The 24,565-nt window shown below is 60.2% G+C and carries 23 protein-coding genes; 11 read left to right on the top strand and 12 right to left on the bottom strand.

What is annotated here, in order from left to right:
- Positions 1-14 precede the first annotated feature (14 nt).
- Both pglX and E5K03_RS02425 read left to right on the top strand, forming a co-directional pair.
- Positions 15-4,202, top strand: a complete 4,188-nt coding sequence (pglX, locus tag E5K03_RS02420) for a BREX-5 system adenine-specific DNA-methyltransferase PglX (RefSeq protein ID WP_240729918.1) — start codon at positions 15-17, stop codon at positions 4,200-4,202.
- 159 nt (positions 4,203-4,361) lie between these two features.
- Positions 4,362-5,273 carry an HFX_2341 family transcriptional regulator gene (locus E5K03_RS02425; protein ID WP_138004778.1) on the top strand — a complete coding sequence of 304 codons (912 nt, stop codon included), beginning with the start codon at positions 4,362-4,364 and terminating at the stop codon, positions 5,271-5,273.
- Here the strand turns inward: E5K03_RS02425 and E5K03_RS02430 are convergent.
- Positions 5,270-6,883 (bottom strand): GTPBP1 family GTP-binding protein, encoded by a 1,614-nt coding sequence (locus tag E5K03_RS02430; RefSeq protein ID WP_138004779.1) that lies wholly within the window; start codon positions 6,881-6,883, stop codon positions 5,270-5,272. The two genes, E5K03_RS02425 and E5K03_RS02430, sit on opposite strands and share 4 nt — an antisense overlap.
- Before the next feature lie 71 nt (positions 6,884-6,954).
- The gene (locus E5K03_RS02435; protein ID WP_138004780.1) at positions 6,955-8,301 is read right to left on the bottom strand and encodes a hemolysin family protein; all 1,347 of its coding nucleotides are present in this window, start codon (positions 8,299-8,301) and stop codon (positions 6,955-6,957) included.
- A 262-nt stretch (positions 8,302-8,563) separates the two neighbouring features.
- Between E5K03_RS02435 and E5K03_RS02440 the strand changes: the two genes are divergently transcribed.
- On the top strand, positions 8,564-9,076 hold the full coding sequence (locus E5K03_RS02440; RefSeq protein ID WP_138004781.1) for a GNAT family N-acetyltransferase: 513 nt from the start codon (positions 8,564-8,566) through the stop codon (positions 9,074-9,076).
- A 433-nt stretch (positions 9,077-9,509) separates the two neighbouring features.
- On the opposite strand, the gene E5K03_RS02445 is transcribed toward E5K03_RS02440, so the two are convergent.
- From E5K03_RS02445 to E5K03_RS02455, 3 genes are all read right to left on the bottom strand, one after another.
- The gene (locus E5K03_RS02445; RefSeq protein WP_138004782.1) at positions 9,510-10,025 is read right to left on the bottom strand and encodes a J domain-containing protein; all 516 of its coding nucleotides are present in this window, start codon (positions 10,023-10,025) and stop codon (positions 9,510-9,512) included.
- An 89-nt stretch (positions 10,026-10,114) separates the two neighbouring features.
- Positions 10,115-10,909 (bottom strand): orotidine-5'-phosphate decarboxylase, encoded by a 795-nt coding sequence (gene pyrF, locus E5K03_RS02450; protein WP_138004832.1) that lies wholly within the window; start codon positions 10,907-10,909, stop codon positions 10,115-10,117.
- A gap of 81 nt (positions 10,910-10,990) precedes the next feature.
- Positions 10,991-12,556 carry an amidohydrolase gene (locus tag E5K03_RS02455; protein ID WP_138004783.1) on the bottom strand — a complete coding sequence of 522 codons (1,566 nt, stop codon included), beginning with the start codon at positions 12,554-12,556 and terminating at the stop codon, positions 10,991-10,993.
- Positions 12,557-12,680: 124 nt separating this feature from the next.
- Here E5K03_RS02455 and E5K03_RS02460 point away from each other — a divergent pair, with 124 nt between their 5' ends.
- Entirely contained in the window at positions 12,681-13,913 is a 1,233-nt protein-coding gene (locus E5K03_RS02460; RefSeq protein WP_138004784.1) for an ornithine cyclodeaminase, read from the top strand.
- Here the strand turns inward: E5K03_RS02460 and E5K03_RS02465 are convergent.
- Positions 13,910-14,311, bottom strand: a complete 402-nt coding sequence (locus tag E5K03_RS02465) for a universal stress protein (protein ID WP_138004785.1) — start codon at positions 14,309-14,311, stop codon at positions 13,910-13,912. The genes E5K03_RS02460 and E5K03_RS02465 overlap by 4 nt on opposite strands.
- Positions 14,312-14,479: 168 nt before the next feature.
- Between E5K03_RS02465 and E5K03_RS02470 the strand changes: the two genes are divergently transcribed.
- The 3 genes from E5K03_RS02470 (at position 14,480) to thiM (ending at position 17,406) form a co-directional block, all read left to right on the top strand.
- Positions 14,480-15,796, top strand: a complete 1,317-nt coding sequence (locus E5K03_RS02470; RefSeq protein ID WP_138004786.1) for a phosphoribosylamine--glycine ligase — start codon at positions 14,480-14,482, stop codon at positions 15,794-15,796.
- A gap of 91 nt (positions 15,797-15,887) precedes the next feature.
- Positions 15,888-16,529, top strand: coding sequence for a thiamine phosphate synthase (gene thiE / locus E5K03_RS02475; RefSeq protein WP_138004787.1), 642 nt, complete (start codon positions 15,888-15,890; stop codon positions 16,527-16,529).
- 49 nt (positions 16,530-16,578) lie between these two features.
- Positions 16,579-17,406 (top strand): hydroxyethylthiazole kinase, encoded by an 828-nt coding sequence (thiM, locus tag E5K03_RS02480; RefSeq protein ID WP_394343958.1) that lies wholly within the window; start codon positions 16,579-16,581, stop codon positions 17,404-17,406.
- 3 nt (positions 17,407-17,409) lie between these two features.
- Here the strand turns inward: thiM and E5K03_RS02485 are convergent, their stop codons facing one another.
- From E5K03_RS02485 to E5K03_RS02505, 5 genes are read right to left on the bottom strand one after another with little or no spacing between them, the layout of a single operon-like run.
- Positions 17,410-17,739: a transcription factor S gene (locus tag E5K03_RS02485; RefSeq protein ID WP_138004789.1), complete on the bottom strand. Its 330-nt coding sequence runs from the start codon at positions 17,737-17,739 to the stop codon at positions 17,410-17,412.
- Between the two features lie 38 nt (positions 17,740-17,777).
- Positions 17,778-18,236, bottom strand: coding sequence for a hypothetical protein (locus E5K03_RS02490; protein ID WP_138004790.1), 459 nt, complete (start codon positions 18,234-18,236; stop codon positions 17,778-17,780).
- Entirely contained in the window at positions 18,226-19,113 is an 888-nt protein-coding gene (locus E5K03_RS02495) for a hypothetical protein (protein ID WP_138004791.1), read from the bottom strand. The genes E5K03_RS02490 and E5K03_RS02495 overlap by 11 nt, the downstream gene beginning before the upstream one ends.
- A 53-nt stretch (positions 19,114-19,166) precedes the next feature.
- On the bottom strand, positions 19,167-20,003 hold the full coding sequence (locus tag E5K03_RS02500) for an RAD55 family ATPase (protein ID WP_138004792.1): 837 nt from the start codon (positions 20,001-20,003) through the stop codon (positions 19,167-19,169).
- Between the two features lie 40 nt (positions 20,004-20,043).
- On the bottom strand, positions 20,044-21,009 hold the full coding sequence (locus E5K03_RS02505) for a beta-ribofuranosylaminobenzene 5'-phosphate synthase family protein (RefSeq protein ID WP_138004793.1): 966 nt from the start codon (positions 21,007-21,009) through the stop codon (positions 20,044-20,046).
- A gap of 158 nt (positions 21,010-21,167) precedes the next feature.
- Between E5K03_RS02505 and E5K03_RS02510 the strand changes: the two genes are divergently transcribed.
- Complete coding sequence (locus tag E5K03_RS02510) at positions 21,168-21,464, top strand: DUF5827 family protein (protein ID WP_138004794.1); 297 nt, start codon at positions 21,168-21,170, stop codon at positions 21,462-21,464.
- On the top strand, positions 21,465-22,292 hold the full coding sequence (locus E5K03_RS02515) for an ATPase (protein ID WP_138004795.1): 828 nt from the start codon (positions 21,465-21,467) through the stop codon (positions 22,290-22,292).
- Between the two features lie 16 nt (positions 22,293-22,308).
- Here the strand turns inward: E5K03_RS02515 and E5K03_RS02520 are convergent, their stop codons facing one another.
- Entirely contained in the window at positions 22,309-22,893 is a 585-nt protein-coding gene (locus E5K03_RS02520; protein ID WP_138004796.1) for an MBL fold metallo-hydrolase, read from the bottom strand.
- A gap of 90 nt (positions 22,894-22,983) precedes the next feature.
- Here E5K03_RS02520 and thyA point away from each other — a divergent pair, with 90 nt between their 5' ends.
- A complete protein-coding gene (thyA, locus tag E5K03_RS02525) occupies positions 22,984-23,994 on the top strand; it encodes a thymidylate synthase (RefSeq protein WP_138004797.1) in 1,011 nt (336 codons plus the stop codon).
- A gap of 40 nt (positions 23,995-24,034) precedes the next feature.
- A complete protein-coding gene (locus E5K03_RS02530; protein ID WP_138004798.1) occupies positions 24,035-24,532 on the top strand; it encodes a dihydrofolate reductase in 498 nt (165 codons plus the stop codon).
- Positions 24,533-24,565 lie beyond the last annotated feature (33 nt).

The following is a 24,565-nucleotide window of genomic DNA, read 5'->3' on the forward strand; positions in this document are numbered from 1 at the left end:
CAGCGGTCGTTTTTATGATGTATCACATGGCCGGCGGCACTCCTGACCAGCTGAACGCTCAATTAGACAGCGCCGAACGCGAACATCTCGAACATGTCGTCACCCAGCTGCGAGATCGCGTCGAAGATAACGTCCGATTCCAGCTCACACAGCATGGCCTCGACACCGAGCCCGCTGACACGGACGCCCTAGACGAGGACACATCGTCGCTCGCTGAGGCGATCGAACTCGAAGCCGTCGACGACGAACCGTGGGCGGACGCGTTTGCACAGTACATTACGGGTGTGGGCTACACGATCGTCAACCGGTTAGCCGCGCTTCGATGTATGGAGGTGCGGGGGTTTGTTGCGGAGGAGGTCACCGTCTTCAAAGCGAACGGCTTGACACCGGCTGCGGAGACACTCGTCTACGAGGAGTTTCTGTTAGCGGATGAAGCAATTTTGCAGGCGTACCACGACGCGTGTGATCGGCTGGCCGAAGAGATCGAAATTCTGTTCGATCGATCATCCGCGTACAGCCTGATCGATCCTGACGACGACACCTTCGAAGAACTCTGTGGGATGCTCGATTCGGTTCCGAATGAGGTTTGGCGGGCAGACGACGTGTTGGGATGGATTTACGAGTACTACAACCGCCCTGTCGTCGAGTCACTCGATGCAAAAAATACGCTCAACCCCGGGGATGTTGGTCCTGCTAATCAGTTCTACACGCCCCACTGGGTGGTTCGAATGCTCACGGACAACAGCCTCGGGAAGCTCTATCTCGAGGCGACCGGACAGGAGTCGACGGTCCCTGAACCAGCGGCGCTCACCCCCGAGGACCGCAAAAATCGCGTGGTCACGCCAGCAGACAGTCCGACCGTTTCTGCACTCTGTACGTATCTTATTCCGGACGAGGAACCTGGCGACGCTCCAGCGTTCGATCATCCGTCTGAACTACGGGTCATCGACCCCGCTTGCGGGAGCGGTCATTTCCTTCTGTACGCGTTCGACGTGCTAGAGCGCATCTGGTGGGCTGAAACCGATCTCGATCGAGCCGAGATCCCAGCGAAGGTGCTTGAACACAACCTCTATGGCGTCGATATTGACCTGCGTTCGTGTCAGCTCTCGGCGTTCAATTTGTATCTCAAAGCCCGAACGCGTACTGAAAACGAAGACGGCCACTTCGAGATGCCCACCGTTGACATCGTCTGTGCGGACGCCCGCGTGGCGGAGATAGAAGAGGCTACAAAAGTGTTAGATGACATTACCGGTGAGGGTAGTGACCTTCGTGAGGCGCTCGCAGAGATCATCGATACCTTCCAGCAAACGAACGCACTCGGGAGCCTACTTGACGTGAGCGGGACACTTGAGGGGGTATTCGAAAGCGGGCAAACGGGACTCTCAGATTGGAGTGATGGGACGCATCAGTCACTGAACTCGTTTTTCAAGGCGCTTCGCGAGGCCGTCGCTGAGCGCACATCAGAATCGTTCGGCGAGCAGAACCTCAGGAGTTTTCTCAGCCTGTTGATCGTATTGACTCAGAAATATGATGTTTCGCTTATGAATCCTCCGTACGGATCGGGTGGACGGATGCCAGATGATGTCCAAGCGTACGTCACTGACCACTACGAATATATGACTGAGTATTATGTGAATTTCTTCGAGGCATGTGATCGACTGACTCGAAACGCGGGTCGAGTCGGAATGTTGGTTCCTCGATCATTTTTATTTAATCAGACATTAGAGCCGTTTCGAGCCGATTTTATTGGACCAAGTGGGTCATTTGATTTTCTGGCCGAGTTCGGCTACGGGATCTTGGATAATGCAACGGTCGGCACAGCCGGTACGATCGTTCGAAGTGGGTCTGGCCAAGAAACGCTTGGCAATTTTATTCGACTACATGATGTCGAAAAAGGACAAAAAGAACGCGTCTATCTCCATACCCTTTTCGAACGCGAACAACCCAGTGATGTGACGCGGTTTTTTGAAATTCCAGTTGCACAGTTCAACGACATCCCGGGCCGTTCTCTATGCTATTCGCTGCCACCAGCAATACGTCATCTGCATACAACTGAGCGAAAACTTGGCCGTGAGCATTCGGACACTGCTATTGCGGATGTCAAACAGGGTCTCGCAAGCGGTAACAACGATCGGTTTCTGCGAAAGCATTGGGAAGCCCCGGCTGAGGAATTCCCGCCATTCACAAATGCCGGAGGGGATGTGTGGGTACTCCCCGCTGTGGATGAAGTTATTGACTGGACTGATAGGGGGAGACGAATCAAGCGATACGCCGGAGCTCGGTTTCAAAATACACACTATTACCGGAGAGAAGGACTGACATGGGCGTATATTAAACGGACTGGCCGCCGGTTTGGGTACTATCCAGGCGGTGGCCTCTTCGGACATGCCAGTAATATGGTTTTTTCAGAGGAAACGTCACTCTGGACGCTATTGGCTGCGCTAAATTCTGATATCTACCACGGCCTTATGTTATGTCTCACACCAGAGCGAAAGTGGGAGGCCGGGTATGTCGGGAAGTTACCGTGGTTTCGAGACATCGAGACGAACTGTAACGTGGATACGAAGGTACAAAAACAGCACAATCTGTTCATCAAACAGCGAGTATTTGACGTTCGAAGTCCGTATTATATTGGCCCAGCACTACTGCCACCATCCGCCGCTGCTGGGTTTTTTTACGATCACCACCATCAACAAAGCGCTTCGATAGATCCCAATGTGTTATTCGATACAGGGTGCCCGGAGGATTCACTCCTCGAACGCTGTCGGAACGCAATATCAGCCGCACGGGCCGATCGAATTTGTATCGAAGCGCTCGCCGAAGACATAGACCAGTCAATCGCCGAAGCCTTGTCTATTAGCGAACAAACACGAGAACAACTAAAACAGGAAATCTGGCTTCGAACGGTCGAACAACCCGAAGATCGGCGCACTCCAGATCCCGCGGACGTACCGAACACGCCAGACGATTTCCCCGAGATGGTGAAAGCCCTCCTCCACCATCTCACGCTCCGAATTGTCACCGAGAGCGATGACGGTATTGTCCCCATATCTAGTACACATACCAAACCACCGCTCTTCGACCGTCTCGAGGACGAATTTAATACGGTCTTTGGGGAACACGCAAGTGACCGACTCAGAGAGGCTGATGCGGCACTTGGGACTCGGAGCGCTGCCGACGAAGCCTATCCGAACCTCCGGACATGGCTCGAAAATGATCTCTTCGAGTACCACGTCCAGGCGTTCGATCGTGTGCCGATCCTCTGGCGGGTGACGACCAAGCGGCTCGTCCCCGACCCTGAGGGGGAGGGTTTCGCCTGCTTGGTTGATTACCACCAGCTGGATTCAGGGCTATTCGACCGGCTCCAACGCTATCTCGAACCGCGCAAAGCTCTGCTACGCGAAAAGCGCAGTGCGTCCAACCGGCGCCACAGCGACGACTCACTGTCGGCAACCGAAAAGGCCGCTGCCGAAGCCGAGTACGATCGCTGCGAAAGCGGCCTCGAACAGATCGCCGCCTTCGAAGATCGACTCGTCGAATTGGCCCAGCCCAATCCCCGCACGTGGTCCACTGAGAGCCGCCACCTCGCCACTGAGGCTGCCGATCTAGTCGCAGACTTCCGCGAGCAGGTGGCCGATCGGCTGTCACAACTAGACGCCCTCGCCGCGATGGACGACGTCGACATGGAGACACGCTTCACGCCCACGTTCTACAGCACGATCGAGGACAACCGCGAGGAGTGGCTCGACGCACTGGCCGATCTTGAAGCGGCCTTCGACGCATACGCACGCGAGGGTTCCGAACCGGTCGAAGCCCATCTGTACGATCTCTTCATATATTATCACGACCTCGTCGGCACGACGCACTTTGCGAGCAACGGCATTCTGTTTATGAACTACTACTTCAGACGGTTCGACGATGTCGGACAGGCACAGATCGGGAGCGGCGGAATTTCTGAACGCGAGCGGCTTCTTTTTGAACTGGCACGTGGACTCGACGCTTACGAATCACTCGCAGAGGCGATCGGCGACGCCTGCGATGAGTTAGCCGGGGATATTGCCACTAATTGGGCCGATCGCGCCCGCTCTGAGATCACCACCGCCGGCTATCGCCCGAACCTCAAACACGGCGTTGCGATCAACATCACGCCGCTGGCTGCCGCGGAGATCGTCCCGAAAACGGTCGACGACACCGTCCTCTGAGTGCCGGCTGCCCTGTCAAAACCTCATCAATGATACGATTCGTTGTAACGCATTGCAAACGCTACTATCATTGCCGCGACGAGGATTCGACGTGCCGATCTCATCAGACGGTTCCGCTTTATCCGTCCATTTTACTAGTTGCCAGTCATTGTCCCACGTATGCAAACCCACATCGTCCCGGTCGGCTTCGATTACGATCGACTCATTGCACCGCTGATCCGCGATCAGTTCGATGTGGACCTCGTCATCTTACTGGAGGGTGCCGTCGGCAGCGAAGCCAACGTGGAGTATTCGCGAAACATCGCCAGAAAGCTCGAGCAGGACTTTCAGAATTTGCTCGGGGCGTCGACCGAGCGCCTTCGGATCGAGGACGTCTACGATTACGACGCCGCCTTCGAGCAGGCGTTCGACCTCATCAACGACCAACTTGATGACGGCTCGGAGGTGTGGGTCAACGTCTGTTCGATGCCCCGACCCGTCTCGTTTGCGTTCGCCACCGCCGCACACTCGGTGATGGTCGAACGGCAGGCCGATCGCGATCGCATCCATACCTACTACACCGCCCCAGAGAAGTATCTCGAAACCGAAATGGCCGAAGAGCTACGGGCGTGTCGGGATCTGTTGCGGGCGATCGAACCGGGCGAAGAGGCCAGCGAAGACGTTCCTGCGGAGTCGATCGCGACCCACCTCGACAGCGCGACCGAGCTCCTCGCAGAGTTCGACGAGCGGGGGACGACGATCGGCGCGAAACGAATCGGTGACGGCCACATCGTCGAGCTGCCGGTCGCGTCCTTTTCGAACGTCAAGCCGTTCGAGGAGCTGATCCTCTTTACGCTCGGTGAGCACGGGGAGTTCGAATCGGTCAGTGAACTCGCCTCGACGCTCGCGCGCGAACTCAACGAGGAGTACACCGACAGCTTCCGATCGAAGGTGATCTACAACGTCGATCGGCTCGGCCCCGGCGGCAAAGGATACATCGAACAGGAAGACCACGGCAAATCCTACCGGACGCGGCTCTCGCGGATCGGCGAACTGTGGGTTCGGGCCCACGCCGACGAGGAATCGGCCTAGTCGTCCGATTCTCCGACCGACGTGATCGTTCCGACGCCTTTGCTCGAGCCCTCCCGGAAAACAAAGCGCTGGCCCTCCTCGACGAGGTAGGGTCGGAACTTGAATCGAACTGTCGTCTCGCCGGTATCGCCGGGCAGAAGCTTCCCCCCAGCCGGATCGAATACCGCTGCCTCACTGACGGTTTCGAGGTGGACGACCGGTTCGTAGCCCGATCGGATTCGCGTCGGGTGATTCAACACCATCACCTCCGCTTCGAACTCCCGAACCGGCTCGGGGTCGGCCTCCCGCGGGAGCAGGACCATCCCGCGTTCAACGTCGGGTTCTTTGACGCCTTTGAGCGCGATTCCGACAATTCGACCCGCGGTCGCGCTGTCGACGCGGTGGTAGTGCATCTCGATCGATCGGACCTCGACCTCCCGGAAGCTTCCATCGGCCATCGGCCCGAGCAGTAGCTCGTCGCCCGCCTCGACCGTGCCGGAGTTGACCGTCCCTGAGGCGACCGCGCCGACGCCGGTGACGCTGTAGCTGCGGTCAATGTACATCCGGAACGTATCCCGTGACTCGGTCGAACGCTTCGGAAGCCGCTCGAAGAATCGATCGAGGGCAGCTAGCCCCTCGCCCTCGACCGCGCTCGTTCGGACGATCGGGACCACCGTCTCAGACAGCTCTGCGGTCGCCTGTTCGATACCGTAGCGCTCGACCCCCAGCGGCGTTTTGCCGACATCCCTGAGCAACCGCTCTACTTCGCGTTCGACTGCGTCGAGACGCTCGTCGTCGACGAGATCGCTTTTGGTAATGGCGACGATCGTCGGCAACTCCGTTGCCAACAGGATGCCGAGGTGCTCGCGTGTCGTCTTCGTCGGTCCATCGTCGGCCGAAACGACGAGCAAGCCGTAGTCGAGCTTCTGGCCGACGAGCCCGCGGATCGTCGTCCGGAGCCACGGCTCGTGACCGACGGTGTCGACGAACGAAACAAGGCGATCGGCCGACTCGACGACCGCCGCGCGATCGGCCTTGCGATCGGGGTTTTCGGTTCGGATCGGCGTCCCGTCGTCCTCGAATCCGTATACCGCGTACGAGAGGTCCGCAGAGAGCCCGCGTTCAACCTCGTGTGGCTGGACGTCGAGGAAGCTCCGTGTAAAACCGTTGCCGTCGTCTGCCTGGCCTGTGATGAGCGAACCGACGAGCGTGCTCTTGCCGTGATCGACGTGGCCAGCGGTCCCGACGACAATGTGGCCGTCGTCGGATTCGATCATCGATCCCTCGGTGATTGTGGCGATCCCGACAAGCCCGTCGTCACCGGCGCTCCACGTTTCGACGTCAGCGATGTGTGCCCCGGCCTCTTCGGCTAACAGTGAGAGCACATCCATCGTCTCTGAGAACGCATCCGGTTCGATTCCGGCAATGCCGCCGTCGTCTGTGACGCCGACCACGTACGTCGCGGTTCCGTCGCCCGATAACACCCGGTGTCTGAGTTGGGCGGCGAGGCTTTCCATGCGACCGTCCGCGAGGTGAACGTCCCGCGTGAGTCGTTCTTTGAACTCGATGTGGCCGCCTTCCTCCTCGCCCCGTTCGAGAGCGGCCTCAAGGGCCGCCCGATCGGCGCTCATGGAGCCTCGTTAGCGATCGGCCGCTAAAACGCTTTTCGTGTTGTGAAATACCATGACATATTGATGGACCCCTACACAGTGGATTCGTTTTCGGATTCGTCCTCTCGCATCAACACGACGGTCGTGACACGCATGCCGTCGATCTTAGTGACCTCAAACTGGTAGCCGTCGAGCGCGAAGGTGTCGCCAACTGAGGGAGGACGGCCCAGTTCGCCGAGGACCAATCCACCAACAGTTCTGACGGCGTCGTGGGCGAACGCAGTCGCCAACTCTCCGTTGAGTGATGCGAGCGAGACACTACCGTTTACGACGATACTCCCATCGTCGCGGTGGACGATCGACGGTTCGGACTCGGGCACATCAAAAGCATCCTGGACATCACCAACCAGTTCTTCGACAATATCCTCGATCGTGATGATCCCCGCGAATCCGCCCCATTCGTCGATAACAACGGCCATCTGCGTGCGCCGATCCTGCAGCGCCGACAGGAGGTCGCTCACCGCGGTCGTCTCCGGGAACGCTGGGATATCGCGAGCCAGGTCGGCCGCAGTCATTGCCTCGATCGTTTCGGCCTCGCCGACGGTTTCCGCCCGAAGGACGTCCTTCGTGTCGACGAGTCCAATGATGCGGTCTGGCTCATCCGCATCGGCGACCGGATACCGGGTGTGACCGGCTTCGACGATCGCCCGGCGGAGCGCCGAGAGTCTGAGGTCTGATTGGACCGTCGCGACGTCAGGCCGCGGGACCATCACGTCCCCAGCAGTGACATCGTCGAGTTCGAAGACGCCTTCGATCATTTCGACTTCGGCACCGGCGATGTGGCCCTCCTCACCGGATTGTGCTAACACCCGACGGATTTCTGCTTCGGTCAGTGTCTCGTCTGTTTCCGAGGCAGGTGGGATGCCGATCGCCCGCGTGAAGGCATTTGCCGTCCCGTTGAAGACCACGATGCCAGGCACGAAGAGGTAGTAAAACAGTCGCATCGGCGGGGCGACGAGCAATGCAATCCGTTCGGCCTGTGCGATCGCGATCGTCTTTGGCGCCAACTCGCCGAAGACCACGTGCAGGAAGGTGATCGTCCCAAAGCCGATCGCGAACGCGACGAGGTGGACGAGGTTCTGCGGCAACAGCCCACCGAGCACCGGTTCGATGAGCGCCGCGACAGCCGGCTCGCCGATCCACCCGAGTCCGAGTGAGGCGAGCGTGATTCCCAGTTGGGTCACCGCGAGGTAGTCATCGAGGTTGTCCATCGCCGCATCCAGCGTCTCTGCGCCGGGTTTGCCGGCATCGACCAACGAGTCAACGGTCGTCGATCGAATCCGAACGTACGCAAATTCAGCTGCAACGAAAAATCCGTTCAGGACGACAAGAAACAATGCTGCGACGACCCGACCCGCCGAAAGGAGGGGCTCAGTCATCGAATCGCCCCCGTCGAACTCCTGATCGATCGAACATACACCAATCGATCGCCTGCAGGCTACTAAAACCGTCCGCCGACAGCACGTCAGTGAGACGGATAGCCGACGGATACAGGTGAGACGGATAGCCGAGGGATACGGGTGAGACGGATAGCCGACGGATACAGGTGAGACGATCGATCTGTCCGCTGGGAATCGAAGCGGGTCAAACGAGACAATCCTCCTGACAGCGTATTTGACCGCAGAGACAGTAGCCGTTGGTATGGAAGTTCGACGATTCGAACAGAAATCGGATGCTGCCGGGATCATCCGGGTACAATCGCTTGCATGGCGGGAGGCGTACGCCGACATCCTCCCGGCGGCCCTCATTGAACAGCAACCGGTTGCTCCCGCCGATGCGGAAGTACAACGGTGGTACGAGGGCCTATCAGAGAATTCTGACGGTGTTTTTGTCGCCGTCGACAGCGACAAGACCGTCTGCGGCTTCGCCGACTTTCGATGGGGAGCCGCGGAGACGAAGGAGTTTGTCGGCGAGGACGAGGCAGGGCTCAAAGCGATCTATGTTCATCCCGATCGCTGGGGCGAGGGAATCGGGACGGCGCTCTTAGAGCACGGAATACAGAATCTCCCCGCAGACGTGGAGGCGATACGGCTCGAAATGCTCTCGGGCAACGAGATCGGACACGAGTTCTACATGGCACGGGGATTCAAACGAACCGGCACAGCGACACACGAAATCGGCGGGACCGAGTACCCGACCGACATCTACAGATGAGCAAGGCGAGTGCCTCGGGGCTTGACCCCGAGGGTGAAGCCAACACGAACTTTTAGTTAACCACGTTTCGTACAGTAGAGTACAGTCAGAGAATCCAAAAGACGGATTAAAGGCCTTAATCCAGTGCTGACTGAGGCAACTATGGAAATGCGACTCCTCTCAAAACCCTGCCGCCACGGTAGGTGAGACGGGAGTTGTCGTGTCGTGGTGGAGCGACAGACCCTCACGGACACATCGGCGTGTTCGGGTGTGAATTCCAACCGACTCCAACTGGAGAAGGTCGAGGGGAATTAAATTCGCCTGCGGGTGCGGTGCAGCCCCAAGACGGTGAAGCCTCGGGGCTTGACCCCGAGGTACTTCACACGCTGCGGTTGTAGCGTCAACGTGGCAGAGATCACTGGGCATCGCGACTGGGAAGCGTTTCGCAGGCGACCTACTGCTCCCGCAGCGTGTCGTACGCGCGATTCACCCGCTTGAACGCCTCCTCGTTCCCACCGTCCGTGTCGGGATGCGCCTTTTTTACTTTCTCTCGATAGGCAGTTTTGATCTCGGCGTTGGTCGCCTCAACGGAGACGTCGAGAACACGGGAGGCTTTCTCTGGGCTCATTGTAACCGTGGTGCGGGGAGCGCCGGTTCGGGCGTCTCGGCGGTTCGATCGCACGCGCTCGCGAGCGGTCGCCTCGCTGAACGGTCCGCCAGCCCTGCCAAATCCGCCGCGGCCGTCTGCAGCAGGCCCGGCCGCCCCGCCAACCCGGTACGTTCGTGCGTTCTCGCGGGCGTCGGCCATGAGGCGGCCGCTGGCGTGATACCAAAAGAGGTACGCCGCGCCGCCAAACGGGATCGCAAGCGGGAGTAAAAAGAGACTCACAGCGAACCCGAGCGCGATGACTGTCACGGTCAGCCCAGCCAACACCGCGGCGAGTCCCATCAGGAGCCTGTTTTCGTCCACACACCCCATACGAGAGCGATCGTTGTAAGCGTCTCGGAGCATCCCGGAGCGTCCCGGAGCGTTTGCGTTGAACCGCCCACCTGTCAGCGTCAGCGGTAGCGGTTGAGCCGATCGCGAAGCGACTTCGCCGCCGCCCCGGCGGCCTTCTCGAAGCGCTCACCCTCACCGGCAAAGATGATCCCGCGCGAGGAGTTCACGAGTCCGACGCCGTCTGCGCGCAGGCCGTGTTCGATCGCTGCCTCCGCGTCGCCGCCCTGTGCGCCGATTCCGGGGACAAGGAACGGTAGATCCGGGACGCTCTCGCGGATATCAGCCAGTTCCTCGGGTGCGGTTGCGCCGACGACAAGGCCGACATTTTCGTGTGTGTTCCACAGGTCCGCAAGCGCCGCAACGCGCTCGTAGAGCGGCTCACCCGAATCGAGCTGGAGGTTCTGTAGATCTGCGCCGCCAGGATTTGAAGTCCGACAGAGAATAAAGATCCCTTTGTCGTCGCGATCGAGAAACGGCTGCAGCGAATCCCGTCCCATGTAGGGGTTGACGGTGATCGCATCGACTTCGTCGAGCAGTTTCGCGTACTGTCTGGTCGTGTTCCCGATATCTGCGCGTTTCGCGTCCAAGAGCACGGGCACGTCCTTGCCGTGGGCGTACGCGATCGTCTCCCGGAGCGATCGCCAGCCATCTGCGGACTCGTAAAATGCCGCGTTCGGCTTGTAGCAGGCGGCGTACTCGCAGGTCTCGTCGATGATCCGGCGGTTGAACGCCCACTGTGGGAGGTCTTTGTCTTGGAGGTGTTCAGGAATCCGTCGCGGATCGGTGTCGAGGCCGACCGAAACGACGCTGTTGGTCGTTGCGATGCGATCGGCCAGCCGGTCGAAAAATGCGATAGCCATTACCTATCCGATCGGGCAACACCAGTAAGTGCGTTGCCTTCCGCGACGGAGCAACCGTGGTGCTTACTTACACACCTACAGATCCTTGTAGACGACCTCTCCGCCGACGATCGTCGCCACGACGTCGATGTCGGCGATCGCCTCGGAGGTCTCCCACGGCGAATCGTCCAGCACCGTCAGATCGGCCAGCTTGCCGGGTTCGATCGTCCCGAGACGGTTCTCGTCGAATCCCGCATACGCGGCTCCGGTGGTGTACGCACGCAGCGCCTCAGTGACGCTGATCGACTCCAGCCCCTCGGGCGCGTTGACCGCGTGGTGGACACCAAACAGCGGATCGAGCGGCATGCAGTCTGAGCCGAACGCGACGTGCGCGCCGGCGTCGAGGAGCGATCGAAGCCGGTTCGTTTCGGTTCGTCGGTCGCCGAGTCGATCGGCGTACAGGCCGCCCTCGGCGGCCCACTTGTGGAAGTTCGGCTGCATCGAGGCGACGATGCCACTCTCTGCGAAGCGTTCGATCGCCTCGTCGGTCGCCAACTCCAGGTGTTCGATCCGGTGTCTCGACGCCGAAGGGTCCGCACACTCCTCGAAAATGTCGAGAACGGTGTCGATCGCCACATCGCCGATCGCGTGGGTCGTAAACTGCAGTCCGGCCTCGTCGGCGCGTTCGACGAGCGATCGGAGCTCCTCGGGATCGACGACCCACTGCCCGTTGTCCTCGCCGTCGCTGAACGGTTCGGAGAGCTTGGCCGTCTGGCCACCGATACTGCCGTCTGAGAAGGATTTTATCGCGCCCGTCTGGAGCATCTCGCTGCCCGCATTGGTCCGAAGGCCGGCGTCAAGCACCGACTCGAGGTGGTCAGTCCAGTAGTTCAGACGGACGCGAATCGACAGCTCACCGGCGAGATCGAGATCCCGGTAGACCCGCGGCGCGTGGGAATTTCTGACCATGTCGTGGATCATCGTCACGCCGCGCTCGTTGGCCGCTGCCTGTGCTGCTCGGACGAGCCTCTCGGTGCCCGCGGGATCGGGTTCGACCGCCTCGTAGATCGGGTCGATCGCAGTTTCGACGAGCACACCCGTCGGCCGACCGTTCTCAGTTTTGACGTCTTTGGCTGGTAAGCGACCGCCGAAGCGATCCAGCGCGGCGGAGTTGACAGACGCAACGTGCATGTCTTCGCGGAACGCGACGATCGGGCGGGTCTCGCTGACCGAATCGAGGTCCTCACGGGTCGGGTAGCGGCGATGGGGCCAGCCGCTCTCGTCGTAGCCGAATCCGAGAATCAACTCGTCAGTGGCTTCGGAGCTACCAGCGGCGGTATCGCCGTCTGTGAGTTCGTCAGCCCGATCGGCCAGCCGCGACAGCGCCTCCTCGAGCGACGCCGCACCCGAGAGATCGGCGTGGACGAGTGCGCGTCCGGTCATCAGCAGATGGGTGTGCGCGTCGATGAATCCGGGCAGCACCGTCCGTCCACCGAGGTCGATCGTCGTGGTTTCGGTTCCGGCGAGGAACTCGATGTCGTAGGTACTTCCGAGTCGGACGATCCGCCCGTCGCGGATCGCGATCGCCTCGTAGGTCTCGTTGGGGTCGGTCAGCGTGTGGACCTCCGCGTTCGTCACGAGGAGATCGGCGGCTGTAGTCATAGCTATCGAACCGATCGCCGGGCGCATAACCGTTCGGGAAACGGCGGATTGTCGCTTTAATGACGAGAGAAGCTCACCGCAGCGGAGGGACAACGACAAAACCCCTGGCTGCGTCTGCGCGGACATGCAGGAACGCACCGTCGAGTTGGCGGGCCACATCATTGACTCGGGGACGATGCAGCGCGCGTTCGGGATCGTCATGGATCTTGGGGGCGATTTCGAGGTCGAATGCTTCGACGTCGGCAAACACAAAGACTCTGAGAGCTACTGCCGCCTGCGGGTACGCGCGTCCGAAGCGGCGACGCTGCAATCGATCCTCCACGAATTACACCAGATCGGCGCAACGCTGGCCGACCCAGCCGACGTAACGCTCGAGGCTGCGCCAAAAGACAAGGTTGTTCCATCAGGGTTTTACTCGACAACGAACCACCCGACGCAGATCCGCTACGACGGCGAGTGGATCGACGTCGAACACATCGAGATGGACTGTGCGATCGTCGTCGAACCCGACGTCCCGGACGGCAGCCCCCGAGCGTACACGAAAGTGCTCAACGCGATCGAGGCCGGCGATTTCGTTGCCACAGACGAAAGCGGAATCAAGGTTCACCCGCCCGAGCGCCCTCGCGAGGCGGAGGGCCCGTTCGGCTTCATGCAGGGAGGGATCTCCTCGGAGCGCCCCTCTGAATCGCTGATCAGAGAGATCGCGAATGCGATCGAGGAAACCCACGAGCGCGGCGGCACTGTCCTCGCCGTTCCCGGCCCCGCGGTGATTCACTCGGGAGCAGGCGACGCGCTCGCGTCGCTCGTTCGTGCGGGATACGTCGACGCGATCTCGGCAGGCAACGGCTTTGCGACCCACGACATCGAGCGAAACCGCTACGGCACCTCGCTGGGCATGGATATCGAGACGATGGACCATCCCCGAAAGGGACACAAACACCACATCTACGCGATCAGTGAGATCATCCGCGCCGGCGGGATCGAACCCGCAGTTGAATCGGGTGTGCTCACCGGCGGCGTGATGTACGAGTGTGTGGAAAACGATCGCGACTACGTGATCGCGGGGTCGATCCGCGACGACGGCCCGCTGCCGGATACGATCACCGACGCTGTCGCGGCGCAAAATGCGATCCGCGAACAGGCCCGCGACGCGGACCTCGTGCTCATGCTCGCGACCCTGTTGCACTCGGTCGCCGTTGGGAACTGCCTGCCGTCGACGACGAAAGTCGTCTGTGTCGACATCAATCCCGCGACGGTGACACAACTGATCGATCGCGGCTCCGCACAGGCGATCGGGATGGTCACCGATGTCGGGACGTTCGTACCGACACTTGCTGAATTCGTGCTTGAAAATTAGTACTCCGCTCGCGGGATGACCGCCATCGGCCGATCGGCATTCAGCAGGATTCGCTGGGCGACGCTGCCGAACAGTAGCTTTCCGGTCGGGTTTCGCTTCCTGATCCCGATGACGATTTCGTCAGCATCGATCTCCTCAGCATACGAGAGCACGTCCGTTGCCGGATCGTTGCCACGGACGAACTGGTGGGTCTCGACGGTCGTGACCGCCCCCAGTCGCGATTTGACGGCGTTGAGCGCATCCTCGCCGTCGCGGATGTCGTCTGCAGTCGTCTCATCGCCCCCGACCTGGGAATTGATCGCGTGGACAGTATCGTCCTCATCGACGCGGTCGATCAGGTAGTCACACAGGGTTGCGCTGACGTGCACTGAGTTTGTCGGAACGAGAAATGTGTTCATACGTAAGCGATCGATCGGCGGCGGAATAAGCGTATCCCGCTGTCTCGGGCCGCGAGAATCTCGACAGCTGGCCTTCAGCCGACAAAACGGCGCACTGCGGCCGATCGCAGCCACGGATAGTGCTATGATCGGCGGTGCGTTTTAGTTCGTTGGCTCACCCCGGTCTGCATGGATTCCAAACGGTTTCTATTCTGTTCGCTGGACGCGGCGCTGATCACCGACCTGGCCTGGCAAATCTACCGCGAAGGCCACGATGTGAAGTACTATATCGAAGCTGAAAGCGACAAACAGATCGGCAACGGGTTCGTCCCCAAAACGGACGATTGGCGCGCGGAGGTTGCGTGGGCTGACGTGATCATCTTCGACGATATTTGGGTCGGCTCCGATATCGGCACTGGCGGACTTGCACAGGAACTCCGCGAGCGAGGGAAAGCCGTCGTCGGTGGGACGCCGAACACCGATCATCTCGAAGCGGACCGGGGATATGCGATGGAAATTCTTGAAGCACACGGCGTTAACACCGTCGAACATCATATCTTCCACGACTTCGACGCCGGGATCCAACACGTTCAGGAGAATCCTGCACCGTACGTGATCAAGCCGCTCGGTGAGGTCCAGAACGTCAAACGGCTCCTCTACGTCGGGAATGAGGATGACGGGAGTGACGTCGTTGAGGTGCTGAAAGCCTACAACAAGGCGTGGGGCCACCGGATGAAGGGATTTCAGCTGCAGCGGAAAGTTGAGGGGGTTGAAGTCGCTATCTGCGGGTTCTTCAATGGTAACGAGTTCATTGACCAGGTCAATTTCAACTTTGAGCATAAGAAATTATTCCCTGGAAACATCGGGCCACAGACCGGTGAGATGGGCACATCGATGTTCTGGGCGGGACAGAACAAACTGTTTAAAGAAACCTTTGGCAAACTAGAAGACTGGCTCGCCAACGAAAGATACGTTGGAAGCATCGATCTCAACTGCATCGTCAACGAGAACGGAATCTACCCACTGGAGTTCACCCCGCGGTTCGGGTACCCGACGATCGCGCTGCAAGAAGAATCCATTGAGTCGTCTACCGGTGAGTTCTTTTATCATCTCGCTCACGGCAACGAGCCCGACGTCGCCGTTCACACCGGATATCAGATCGGCGTGCGGATCGTCCTGCCACCGTTTCCGTTCGACGACGAGAAGACGTACGATGAGAACTCTCGGAATGCAGCAGTAGTATTCGAGACGGACAGCCGCGAAGGGATCCATCTCGAAGATGCAAAAAAGGTCGATGGCCAGTGGCGTGCGGCTGGCGACAACGGCATGCCCATCGTCGTGACCGCGAAAGGCGAGACGATGCACGCTGCCCGAGAGCAGGCGTACGATCGAATTGACGACATCGTGATGCCGAATATGTACTACCGAGACGACATTGGCGAGCGGTGGATCAACGGCGACGGCGATCGTCTGCAGGCGTGGGGATATCTCGGCCCACAAATATAGTTCAGGCTGTTGGACAGTTGGCCGTGGCTGTCGCCGCTGGCTTCGCGTCGATTCCAAAGCGATTTTGTGCGATTACCCTATAATATCTTTGATGAATAACTGGCAGACGTACCTGGTCACACAGGCATCTGTGTCCGGCGATCGATCGACACTCGAGGTCGTCGAGGGGGCGATCGCCGGCGGGATCGACGTTGTACAGCTCCGTGAGAAGGGAGTCGACGCACGGTCGCGCTACGAGCTTGGCGTCGAACTTCGGGAACTGACCGCAGCACACGACGTTCCGCTACTCGTCAACGATCGCGCCGATCTGGCTGCGGCGATCGACGCCGACGGCGTTCACCTCGGGCAGTCGGACCTCCCGATCGAGGCTGCTCGCGAATTGCTCGGTGAAGACGCGATCGTCGGCTGTTCGGCCTCAAGAGTCTCGGCGGCCCGTGCGGCTGTCAATGCAGGCGTGGATTATCTTGGGGTTGGCGCAGTGTACGAGACGACCTCAAAAGACGTCAGTGGCGATCGCAACGGAATCGGCCTCGATCGCGTGTCGGTAATCGCCGAGGCAGTCGACGTTCCGATTGTCGCGATCGGTGGGATCACCGCCCAGAACGCCGCTGCGGTCCGCACTGCAGGTGCAGATTGCGTCGCCGTGGTGAGCGAGATCGCTGCGGCTGAGGACCCCGAGGCGGCGACGCGATCGCTCGTGGCCGCGGGGACGGGGGTGTCCGCAGATGTCTGAGGGGGATCAGCCAACCGACGTGACCGACCGCACGAATTCCGCAGCGGCGATCGGCCCCGAAGAGACGGCTTCGGCGTCGTTAGGCTCAATCCTCGAGGCCGTCGCGGCGACACAACCGCTGATACAGTCGCTCGTCAACCGCGTGACGACGAACGACGTGGCGAACCTCACGTTGCACTGGGGCGCGTTGCCGGTGATGGCCGACGCGCCCGGCGAGGCCGCAGAGATGGCCGAAACCGCGAACGCGCTGTTGTATCACACCAGCCCCATGTCGGACACACGGATCGAGGCGATCCGCGAGACCGCCGCAGTTGCGGAACACCGCGGGATTCCGATGGTGCTCGATCCGATCGGCGCTGGCGCAACCCCTACCCGGAACGCTGTCCTCTCGGAGTTGCTCACAGAGCATCGCTTCGCTGTTATCAAGGGGAACTACGGAGAAATCTCCGCGCTCGCCGGCGAGGACGCGATCGTCCGGGGCGTCGAGTCGGTGGGCGAATACGAGCAGATCGCCGAAACTGCCCGATCACTGGCGCGTGAAACGGGTGCGATCGTCGTCGCCTCTGGGACGGCAGATGTCGTCGCCAACGCCGATCGAGCATACCAGATCACGGCCGGTCACAAGTTGCTCGGGGAAGTCGTCGGGACGGGCTGTATGCTCGGTGCGTCGGTTGCGTCCTTCTGTGGCGCGCTCGACGATCCGCTGATTGGAAGTGTTTACGCTGCTCTCGCGTACGGGCTGGCCGGCGAACTCGCGGCCGACGCCGACTACGGCGGGCCGGCGAGTTACAAGACTGCGCTGTTGGACTCCGCGTGGAGGCTTGATTCGGACGGGGTCGGTGAACTGGCGCTTGACGATCGCATCGAACGTATCTGACGCTCAGTTGTATCCGCGCCACCGCCGACCGCACTCCTTGCATTTGAAGAATCGTGTTGGGGGCTCATCCGCCGAGGCGGTCTGTTTGATCGTATACCACGCCTCGTCGTGGCCACACGCATCGCATATCACATCGGTCGCCGTTGGTTTTCCTTCGAAGTTTGCGCCTTCTTCGGTCTCAATCACGTCGTCGTCGCGTTGTTTGTCTGTGGACACGAACTCGGCGGCGCGCGCTTCGTCGCGACGAGTCTGCGCGCCGCAGTCATCGTTGGTGCAGACCATCGATTCGCCGTCGGACACCATCATCGAGCCGCAGCTGTCGCAAAACTGCATACCCACTGTAGGCCGTCGATCGGCAAAGGTTCACGGCTTTATTTTTGTTCGTGATTGAACTGTGGTCCAACCTCCGTGACCATCGGACAGCCCCGGACACGAAAGTGATCGATATCGACCACCGTAACGATTTCTGTGCCTTCGTGTTCACACGACAGATTCGGCGGCTCCGAGAGGTATGGACACCGTTGGCAGTACGTCCGCTTATCGAGTATGTCCTCGTCTGCGGTCGCGCTCTCAGACAGGCCCTTGTCCACTGACTCCGGACCGTGATCTGGCTCAATCGGCGTCTCAATGACCTCGTTCAGCACCTTTTCCCCGTCAACTGACGGGACATCGACCGATTCGAAGAGCCCGGTCTCACGATCTGTACGCCGGGACTCAACTCGATCGGCAAGATCTGAGAGTGGCCCCTCCCGCTGACGTGCTGGTTCAGTCGGGTTGTCTCCCGTGTCTGCCCTGTCTGGCTCGTCGGTGCTCTCTTCATCAAATACCATCTGATTGGTGTTCTCTGTTGGGGTGTTTCTGGTCGTCTACTGGCGCGTGTTCACCGCTTTCGAGCGCTGGGTGATTGTCTGTTTTGATCGTCGGTCGGCCAATAAACCGCCTGCCAGGATCGATCCCGCTGAACCGCGACAAACAGTGCGGACACTCCGGTGTCTCAAGTAGTGATAGGTCCACCTGTTGGCCACACGCTTCGCAGTTGCCCTGCGTCACGTTTTTTCGGTTTGCCTCCTGTTTGAGTTCCCGTCCCCGCTCGCGAGTCGCGTGTGCCTGCTCGATCGACGCGAGCCGACCACCGAGCGCCTCGCCAATCGTTTCAACCTCAGATTCAATATCGACGATGGATTTGTCGTGTGCCTCAAGGATCGTCTCGTAGTTGTCAAATCCCGACGAGAGGTCTGCCTCAAGCGCCTCGAGCAGTGACTCAACTCTCGTTATGCGCTCAGAAAGCGCCGGGTGGTCGTGATCTGTCGGCGCGAGCGCTGGGTGTTCGTGGTCAGAGTCTGCTTTCGATCTAGCCTCTCGCAACACGTCGATGATTCGACTTCGCGTATTCTCAATCTCTTCGGTGAGCCGTGATTCGACTGCCTCGATCTCGGCATCTGAGTCCGCGCCAGCCGCGTGTGCGTCCGCGTCGAGTTTGTTTTCGACAGCCGTAACTCGGGATTCGATCGACGTGAGTCGATCGAGCAGTTCATTGAGTCGGTCCTCGAGTGTCCCGCTCGGGTCTCCTTCGTCGATGAGCCTGAGCGCCATAACCGATCGAGCGAGCGCCGATTCGAACGTTCGATCGGTTTGGTCTGCGTAGTCGTCAAGCCATGACGCAAGTTCTGTTGGAAGCTCAATCGACTGCGGCTGTTCACGGGACATCTACACCAATACTCACGGGTCCTGATACTTAAGCGTACACTGCAAAATATCAGCTACCGAATCTTCCGGACATCGCTGATATCGAATCCGCCGTCGTGTATTTCAGTCTCAAACTGCACAATATCTTTGGATTCAAGCCGTGAGAGGACGCCACGGAACTCGCGAACAATCATAACGCGAGCCCGTTTTGAACCGCCAGACTCCCACGAAAACACAAACGTCCCACCAACTGAATCCATGAGTTGACCGAACTGTGGCTCCGACAGCGTCTCCGTATTCACGACAACCAAAATGAGTCCGCCCCAGTGATGGGCTGCGCGTTTGAGCCCGCGCATTAACATTGCAATGTCGCTCCACTCGATGTCTTCGTTGATTGCACCGATCAGATCAGTTAGTGAATCGATGACGACGAGATTGCCCTGTGCGTGTTCGGAGAGATATCCCCCAAGTGCACCGAACACCGAATCTTGGCGCCGTTCTTTCGAAAGATCAGAGATCTTCATCGCCTGCCCAGCGTACCACTCGCGAGGAATGGCGCTGCCTTGAAAATACTCTGCCGCAAAGTCGCGGAAGGTAATTCGCGGGACCGCTGCCTCGACGATTTCTTCGTCAAGCGTGTACCGTAGCTCCCGCTCGATCGCTGCTTGACTCGCGGTGATCGATAAGTAGTGAATCTCTTCGGGCAGTCGTGTCGCTGCTGGAGGCGTCCCGTAGTACAGTTCAAACAGGTCGGGATCGGTGTGCCCGATTGCGTGCATCGCAGCGCTCGTATGAATGAACTCACGGGCCCCTGCACCGGATTCGCCTGCCAGGAGAACGACGTTTCCGGGCGGTGCGCCGCCTTTCAGAGTCTCATCCAACTGTGCGATACCGAACGGGATGTTCTCCATACACTTTCGTCTCGCTTTGTCCGTTTAGCCGTTATGGCCATTACCTGGATTCAACAGTCACACCACTGTTGTGACCAGCAACGACGAGTATCTGTCCGTCGTAGCCACTCGCGTCGAGTGCATTGCGACCGGCTTCGGCCGCGAGGTCGGCGTTTTGTGTGTCTGTGACGCCGTAAACAATCGGGCCCCACGAGGACTGTCCTGCTCCGTACACAGACGCGGCAGTATCGAGCTGATCGACAATTTCACCCACCGGCGGACGGTAGACCCCACCCTGTTCGTCAGCGTACCACGCGCCGTTGAGTCGTCCAAGTTCGGCGATCGCGTCACCGAACGCCTCTGCGCGGCCGTCTACGATCGCCGGCAGCACGCGTCGGAGCACGAGGCCTGCGATCCGATCGGCGATTGCAGGATCCGCGCGCTCGACGACCGATCGCATGCTCTCGTCTTCGGCTGCGCCGTTTCGACCCGTCTCTGCGTCCGGGATCACGAGGAGAAAGCGCCAGTCAGGGGGAATCTCGTGGCGCGCAGTTACCGGCGGGACCCGCCACGTCCCATCGGCCGGCCGCTCTGTGGTAAATCGCGCGGTTGGGTGCCCGCCGTCGAGAATAAAGCCTCCCGTTTCGAACGCGGCGACGCCGACGCCCGATCGACCGCCCCGTCCTAACCCAGGGGCGTGTTCTCGGACGTCGACCGATCGATCATAACAGCCGGCCGTCGCGCGAAGCGTCGCCAATGCGAGCTGGGTCCCACTGCCAAGTCCCGAATGTCTCGGAAGCTGGGATTCGACATGGATCTTCACCCCGGGGAGATCAAGCGCTGCACAGCTTCGTTCGGCGTACTCCGCAACCGCTGGGTCTTCGCAGTCGATCGTCTCCGCGGGTGTCGCCTCGACGACGGTGTGTGGCCCGTCGATCGCGGCACCGACCGCTCCGTATAGTCGCGAATGCGAGAGGCTCAGGTTCACAAAGCCAAAGTGTAGCCGTCCCGGTGCAATGACGCGCATTCGCTCGTACTAGGGGTACCCACCGCATTCAGCTTTCGACGGCGGCAATACGACGTTATTCTACTGCTGTTCAGACGCTATCGGCGAAAATGCTCTCGGACCGAATCTCGTAGGTTTGGATCGCCACCGTTTACGCGATCGCTGTCAAAGCGACCTGCATGCCCAAACCCAAATCCGACTTCGAAGCGCTCTATCCGTGCGATTTCTACACGCCTGCAGAGTTACTCGACCACGATCAGATGTACACCGTCTACGAGATTGCTCGACTCCTGCAGGGGCTCGATCCCGACGCCGCGATCGACGAGGGCGTCGAGGATGTGCTGTTAGACTGGGCGATCCCGTGGGTGATGCAACACGCTGCGGAGCTGGTTATCGCAGAGCCACCAACTGACGATGCACCCGGCTACTACGGGCTGAAAACCGACAGCGACACCGACACCGACGTCGATGCGTAAATGAAGCTACTCGTCGCCGGCGGTGCGCCCGTCGACGCCGGCAAAACCACGTTTTCGGTCGGGCTCCTCGGTTCGATCGACGGCGCAATCGGTTTCAAGCCCCGTGCGGGAAACGACTACTGGTTCGACCATGACGACGTCTGCCGGGCGATCGACGACGGGCGGCTGTACGGCAAAGATGTCCACCGCTTGGCTGCTGGGTGCGATCGCCCGGGAGAAGAAGAGCGGCTCAATCCAGTCCATCGGCTATGGCGGCCGACCCCCGGGCGTCGTGGCATGCTGGGTGAGGAGGGTCGGACGTTTCTCGTCGATCGGGTCCGGACGGTCGACGGCGATCGCTTCGTCGTAAACGCGAATGCGATCGACGCCGACCTGCTTCCTGCGGCCGTCCGAGACTCGCTGCCGCTTGAGGATGCCGTGCGGGTACAGACGATTCCTGCGTTCAACGAGATCATGGTCGATCTGTACGTCCCGGCGTTCGATCGCATCGAATCGGAGATCGCGGCGACCGACCCCGTCGTCGTCGAATCTTACGGCGACATCGCCGCCCCAGTCTCGGCAGTCTCATTCGACGCGGTGGCGGTTGTCGAGCCGAGTCGCGTCCGGGTATACGACGGCGAACGATACGCGAAGGCCCGAGAGATCGCGAGCGGCAGCGCTCGTGCGGGCCAACTGGAAGAGCGCGTCGAGCGCGTCGTCGATCTCCTCGACCCGCAGGCGACCCACGAACTGCCAGCACTCACGAGCGACGACCGCGCCGACCCGTCCGCGATCGCTGCGAGCTACGCGGAGGCGTACCGATCGCTTCTGGACGTCGCCTTCGCGTAGCGCTGTCGAGCGCTGGTCACATGCTCCGGGCCATCCGAGCGGCCAGATCAATGTGCGAGGCGGGATCGTCGAGCACGTCTGGCCCGTGGCCGACGTACATCGCTGCCAGATCGACGCCGACGATCGAGCGCACGCGATCGATGCTTTCGATCAGTGCCTCGCGATCGCCCTCCGGGAGATCGGTCCGACCAAAGGAGCCGTTTTGAAACACCAGATCGCCCGCAAAGAGCGTGTGCGGCGCCTCGCCGTACAGACAGATGTGGTCCTTTTTGTGTCCGGGAGTGTGGACCGCGACGTACTCGTGATCGCCCAGTTGGACGCTATCGCCGTCGGCGATCGGGTTGTCGACCGCGGGCTGCTCGGGATCGTATCCCCACGTTTTGACCCCGAAGGCATCCCTGACTGCGTCGACGTTGCCCACGTGGTCGGGATGGGTGTGCGTGAGCACGATTGCCTCGAGAGCGTCGACGTGCGTCCGGATTCGTGAGACGATGTCGAAGTTCGCGCCCGTGTCGACGAGGACGGGCCGATCGCCCTCGACGAGAAAGGCGTTGGCGGTAAACGCCTGTACGCCCGCCGCGAGGTTCGTGATAGGTGCCATGCTGGAACTACGGCGTCGATCGACTTTGCGGTTTCTCTGCACTCGGACGGAATTATTATCCGCCGCGACATCCGATCGAACAGCAAGCCCATGCGCCAATATCTGGACCTCATCACCGATGTTCTCTCGGGGGGAACACACAAGCCGAACCGCACCGGCGTGGATACAATTTCCTCATTCAGTCACAGCTACCGGATCGACCTCCGGGAGGGCTACCCGCTGGTCACGACCAAAGATCTCTCAGGGTCTCGATGGAACTCGCTCATCCACGAGTTCCTGTGGTATCTCTCTGGGGAAGAACACATCCGATCGCTTCAGGAAGAGACGAGCATCTGGGACTCGTGGGCCGACGCGGAGGGACGGCTCGACACCGCCTACGGGCGATTCTGGCGGCGATACCCGTTTCCGCCAGAAGGCGATCGTCTCGACGGCGAGAGCTGGCCCGACGACGATCACCGCTGGCTGAACGCCGACGGGACGTTCGACCAACTCGGCTACGTCATCGACACCCTTCGCGAACAACCCAACTCTCGACGGCTCGTTGTCAACGCCTGGCATCCGGCAAACGCGACCGTCTCGACCCTCCCGCCATGTCACTACACATTTGTGTTCAACGTCCAAGGCGATCGGCTCAACTGCCATCTCACCCAGCGATCGGGTGACATCGCGCTCGGGATACCCTTCAACATCGCGGCCTACGCGCTTTTGACGCACGTCGTGGCCAACGAGACTGACTTTGAGGTCGGAACGTTCGGACACTCGATCGTCGACGCACACGTCTACTGCGGGACCGGCGACCGCGGCGCGTGGTATGGCGAGCATCTCGCTGAACTGCGCGACCGCGTCGCCGCAGTCGACGACCCAGCAGACTATCTCGACGTCCGCGCGTGGATCGACGAGACCGCGCCTGCGGGTGACACCGGACCGTACGGAAATCCGCTTGATCACGTCCCTGGGCTTCTCACCCAGTGTTCGCGGTCGCCGCGTGCGCGTCCGACGATCGAGGTCGACGACGTTCCCCTGTCGGACCTCCGCTTTGAGAACATCCGGCTGGAGGGGTACGATCCGGCTGCTGCGATCGATTTCGGAGTCGCCGAATGACCGCAGACACCACAGACGAGGCAGCTACGATGAGGTGGCGATGACAGACGACGATCCAGAAATTGTCCTCATCGCAGCCGTCGCCGAAAACGGCGTGATCGGTGTCGACGGCGAGATGCCATGGCACCTCCCCGAGGATCTCACACACTTCAAGCAGACGACCATGGGTCATCCCGTCGTAATGGGCAGACGGACGTACCAGAGCATCGAGCGTGCGATCGACGGCCCGCTTCCGGGTCGAACCAACATCGTACTGAGTCGTAGCGATCCGGATGTCCCCGACGATGTGATTGTCGTTGAGTCGATCGACAACGCACTCGAGGCCGCACGAGAACTGGACACCGAACGGCTGTTCGTGATCGGTGGCGGCACCGTCTATGAGCAGTTCTTTGATCGTGCCGATCGGCTCGTGCTTACCGAGATCGAGTCGTCCTACGACGGCGACACGAGGTTTCCTGAGTTCGACAAGACGGAATTTATCGAGGTGCGGCGCGACGATCGTGACGGCTTTTCGTTTGTCGAGTACGAGCGCTGTTGAACTGCTGTGGCGAGTTCACTGAACGATCGTACT

The organism is Halalkalirubrum salinum, assembly GCF_005543295.1.
GTDB classification, from domain to species: domain Archaea; phylum Halobacteriota; class Halobacteria; order Halobacteriales; family Haloferacaceae; genus Halalkalirubrum; species Halalkalirubrum salinum.

What these genes read in the sequence shown, in the direction of transcription:
- E5K03_RS02425 (WP_138004778.1), top strand. Translation starts at nt 4,362, where the DNA reads ATGCAAACCCACATCGTCCCGGTCGGCTTCGATTACGATCGACTCATT.
- E5K03_RS02465 (WP_138004785.1), bottom strand. Translation starts at nt 14,311, where the DNA reads ATGAACACATTTCTCGTTCCGACAAACTCAGTGCACGTCAGCGCAACC.
- E5K03_RS02500 (WP_138004792.1), bottom strand. Translation starts at nt 20,003, where the DNA reads ATGGAGAACATCCCGTTCGGTATCGCACAGTTGGATGAGACTCTGAAA.
- pglX (WP_240729918.1), top strand. Translation starts at nt 15, where the DNA reads ATGATGTATCACATGGCCGGCGGCACTCCTGACCAGCTGAACGCTCAA.
- thiE (WP_138004787.1), top strand. Translation starts at nt 15,888, where the DNA reads ATGAATAACTGGCAGACGTACCTGGTCACACAGGCATCTGTGTCCGGC.
- E5K03_RS02455 (WP_138004783.1), bottom strand. Translation starts at nt 12,556, where the DNA reads ATGACTACAGCCGCCGATCTCCTCGTGACGAACGCGGAGGTCCACACG.
- E5K03_RS02485 (WP_138004789.1), bottom strand. Translation starts at nt 17,739, where the DNA reads ATGCAGTTTTGCGACAGCTGCGGCTCGATGATGGTGTCCGACGGCGAA.
- E5K03_RS02495 (WP_138004791.1), bottom strand. Translation starts at nt 19,113, where the DNA reads ATGTCCCGTGAACAGCCGCAGTCGATTGAGCTTCCAACAGAACTTGCG.
- E5K03_RS02435 (WP_138004780.1), bottom strand. Translation starts at nt 8,301, where the DNA reads ATGACTGAGCCCCTCCTTTCGGCGGGTCGGGTCGTCGCAGCATTGTTT.
- E5K03_RS02490 (WP_138004790.1), bottom strand. Translation starts at nt 18,236, where the DNA reads ATGGTATTTGATGAAGAGAGCACCGACGAGCCAGACAGGGCAGACACG.
- E5K03_RS02530 (WP_138004798.1), top strand. Translation starts at nt 24,035, where the DNA reads ATGACAGACGACGATCCAGAAATTGTCCTCATCGCAGCCGTCGCCGAA.
- E5K03_RS02515 (WP_138004795.1), top strand. Translation starts at nt 21,465, where the DNA reads ATGAAGCTACTCGTCGCCGGCGGTGCGCCCGTCGACGCCGGCAAAACC.
- E5K03_RS02470 (WP_138004786.1), top strand. Translation starts at nt 14,480, where the DNA reads ATGGATTCCAAACGGTTTCTATTCTGTTCGCTGGACGCGGCGCTGATC.
- E5K03_RS02505 (WP_138004793.1), bottom strand. Translation starts at nt 21,009, where the DNA reads ATGCGCGTCATTGCACCGGGACGGCTACACTTTGGCTTTGTGAACCTG.
- E5K03_RS02430 (WP_138004779.1), bottom strand. Translation starts at nt 6,883, where the DNA reads ATGAGCGCCGATCGGGCGGCCCTTGAGGCCGCTCTCGAACGGGGCGAG.
- thyA (WP_138004797.1), top strand. Translation starts at nt 22,984, where the DNA reads ATGCGCCAATATCTGGACCTCATCACCGATGTTCTCTCGGGGGGAACA.
- E5K03_RS02440 (WP_138004781.1), top strand. Translation starts at nt 8,564, where the DNA reads ATGGAAGTTCGACGATTCGAACAGAAATCGGATGCTGCCGGGATCATC.
- E5K03_RS02520 (WP_138004796.1), bottom strand. Translation starts at nt 22,893, where the DNA reads ATGGCACCTATCACGAACCTCGCGGCGGGCGTACAGGCGTTTACCGCC.
- E5K03_RS02510 (WP_138004794.1), top strand. Translation starts at nt 21,168, where the DNA reads ATGCCCAAACCCAAATCCGACTTCGAAGCGCTCTATCCGTGCGATTTC.
- E5K03_RS02460 (WP_138004784.1), top strand. Translation starts at nt 12,681, where the DNA reads ATGCAGGAACGCACCGTCGAGTTGGCGGGCCACATCATTGACTCGGGG.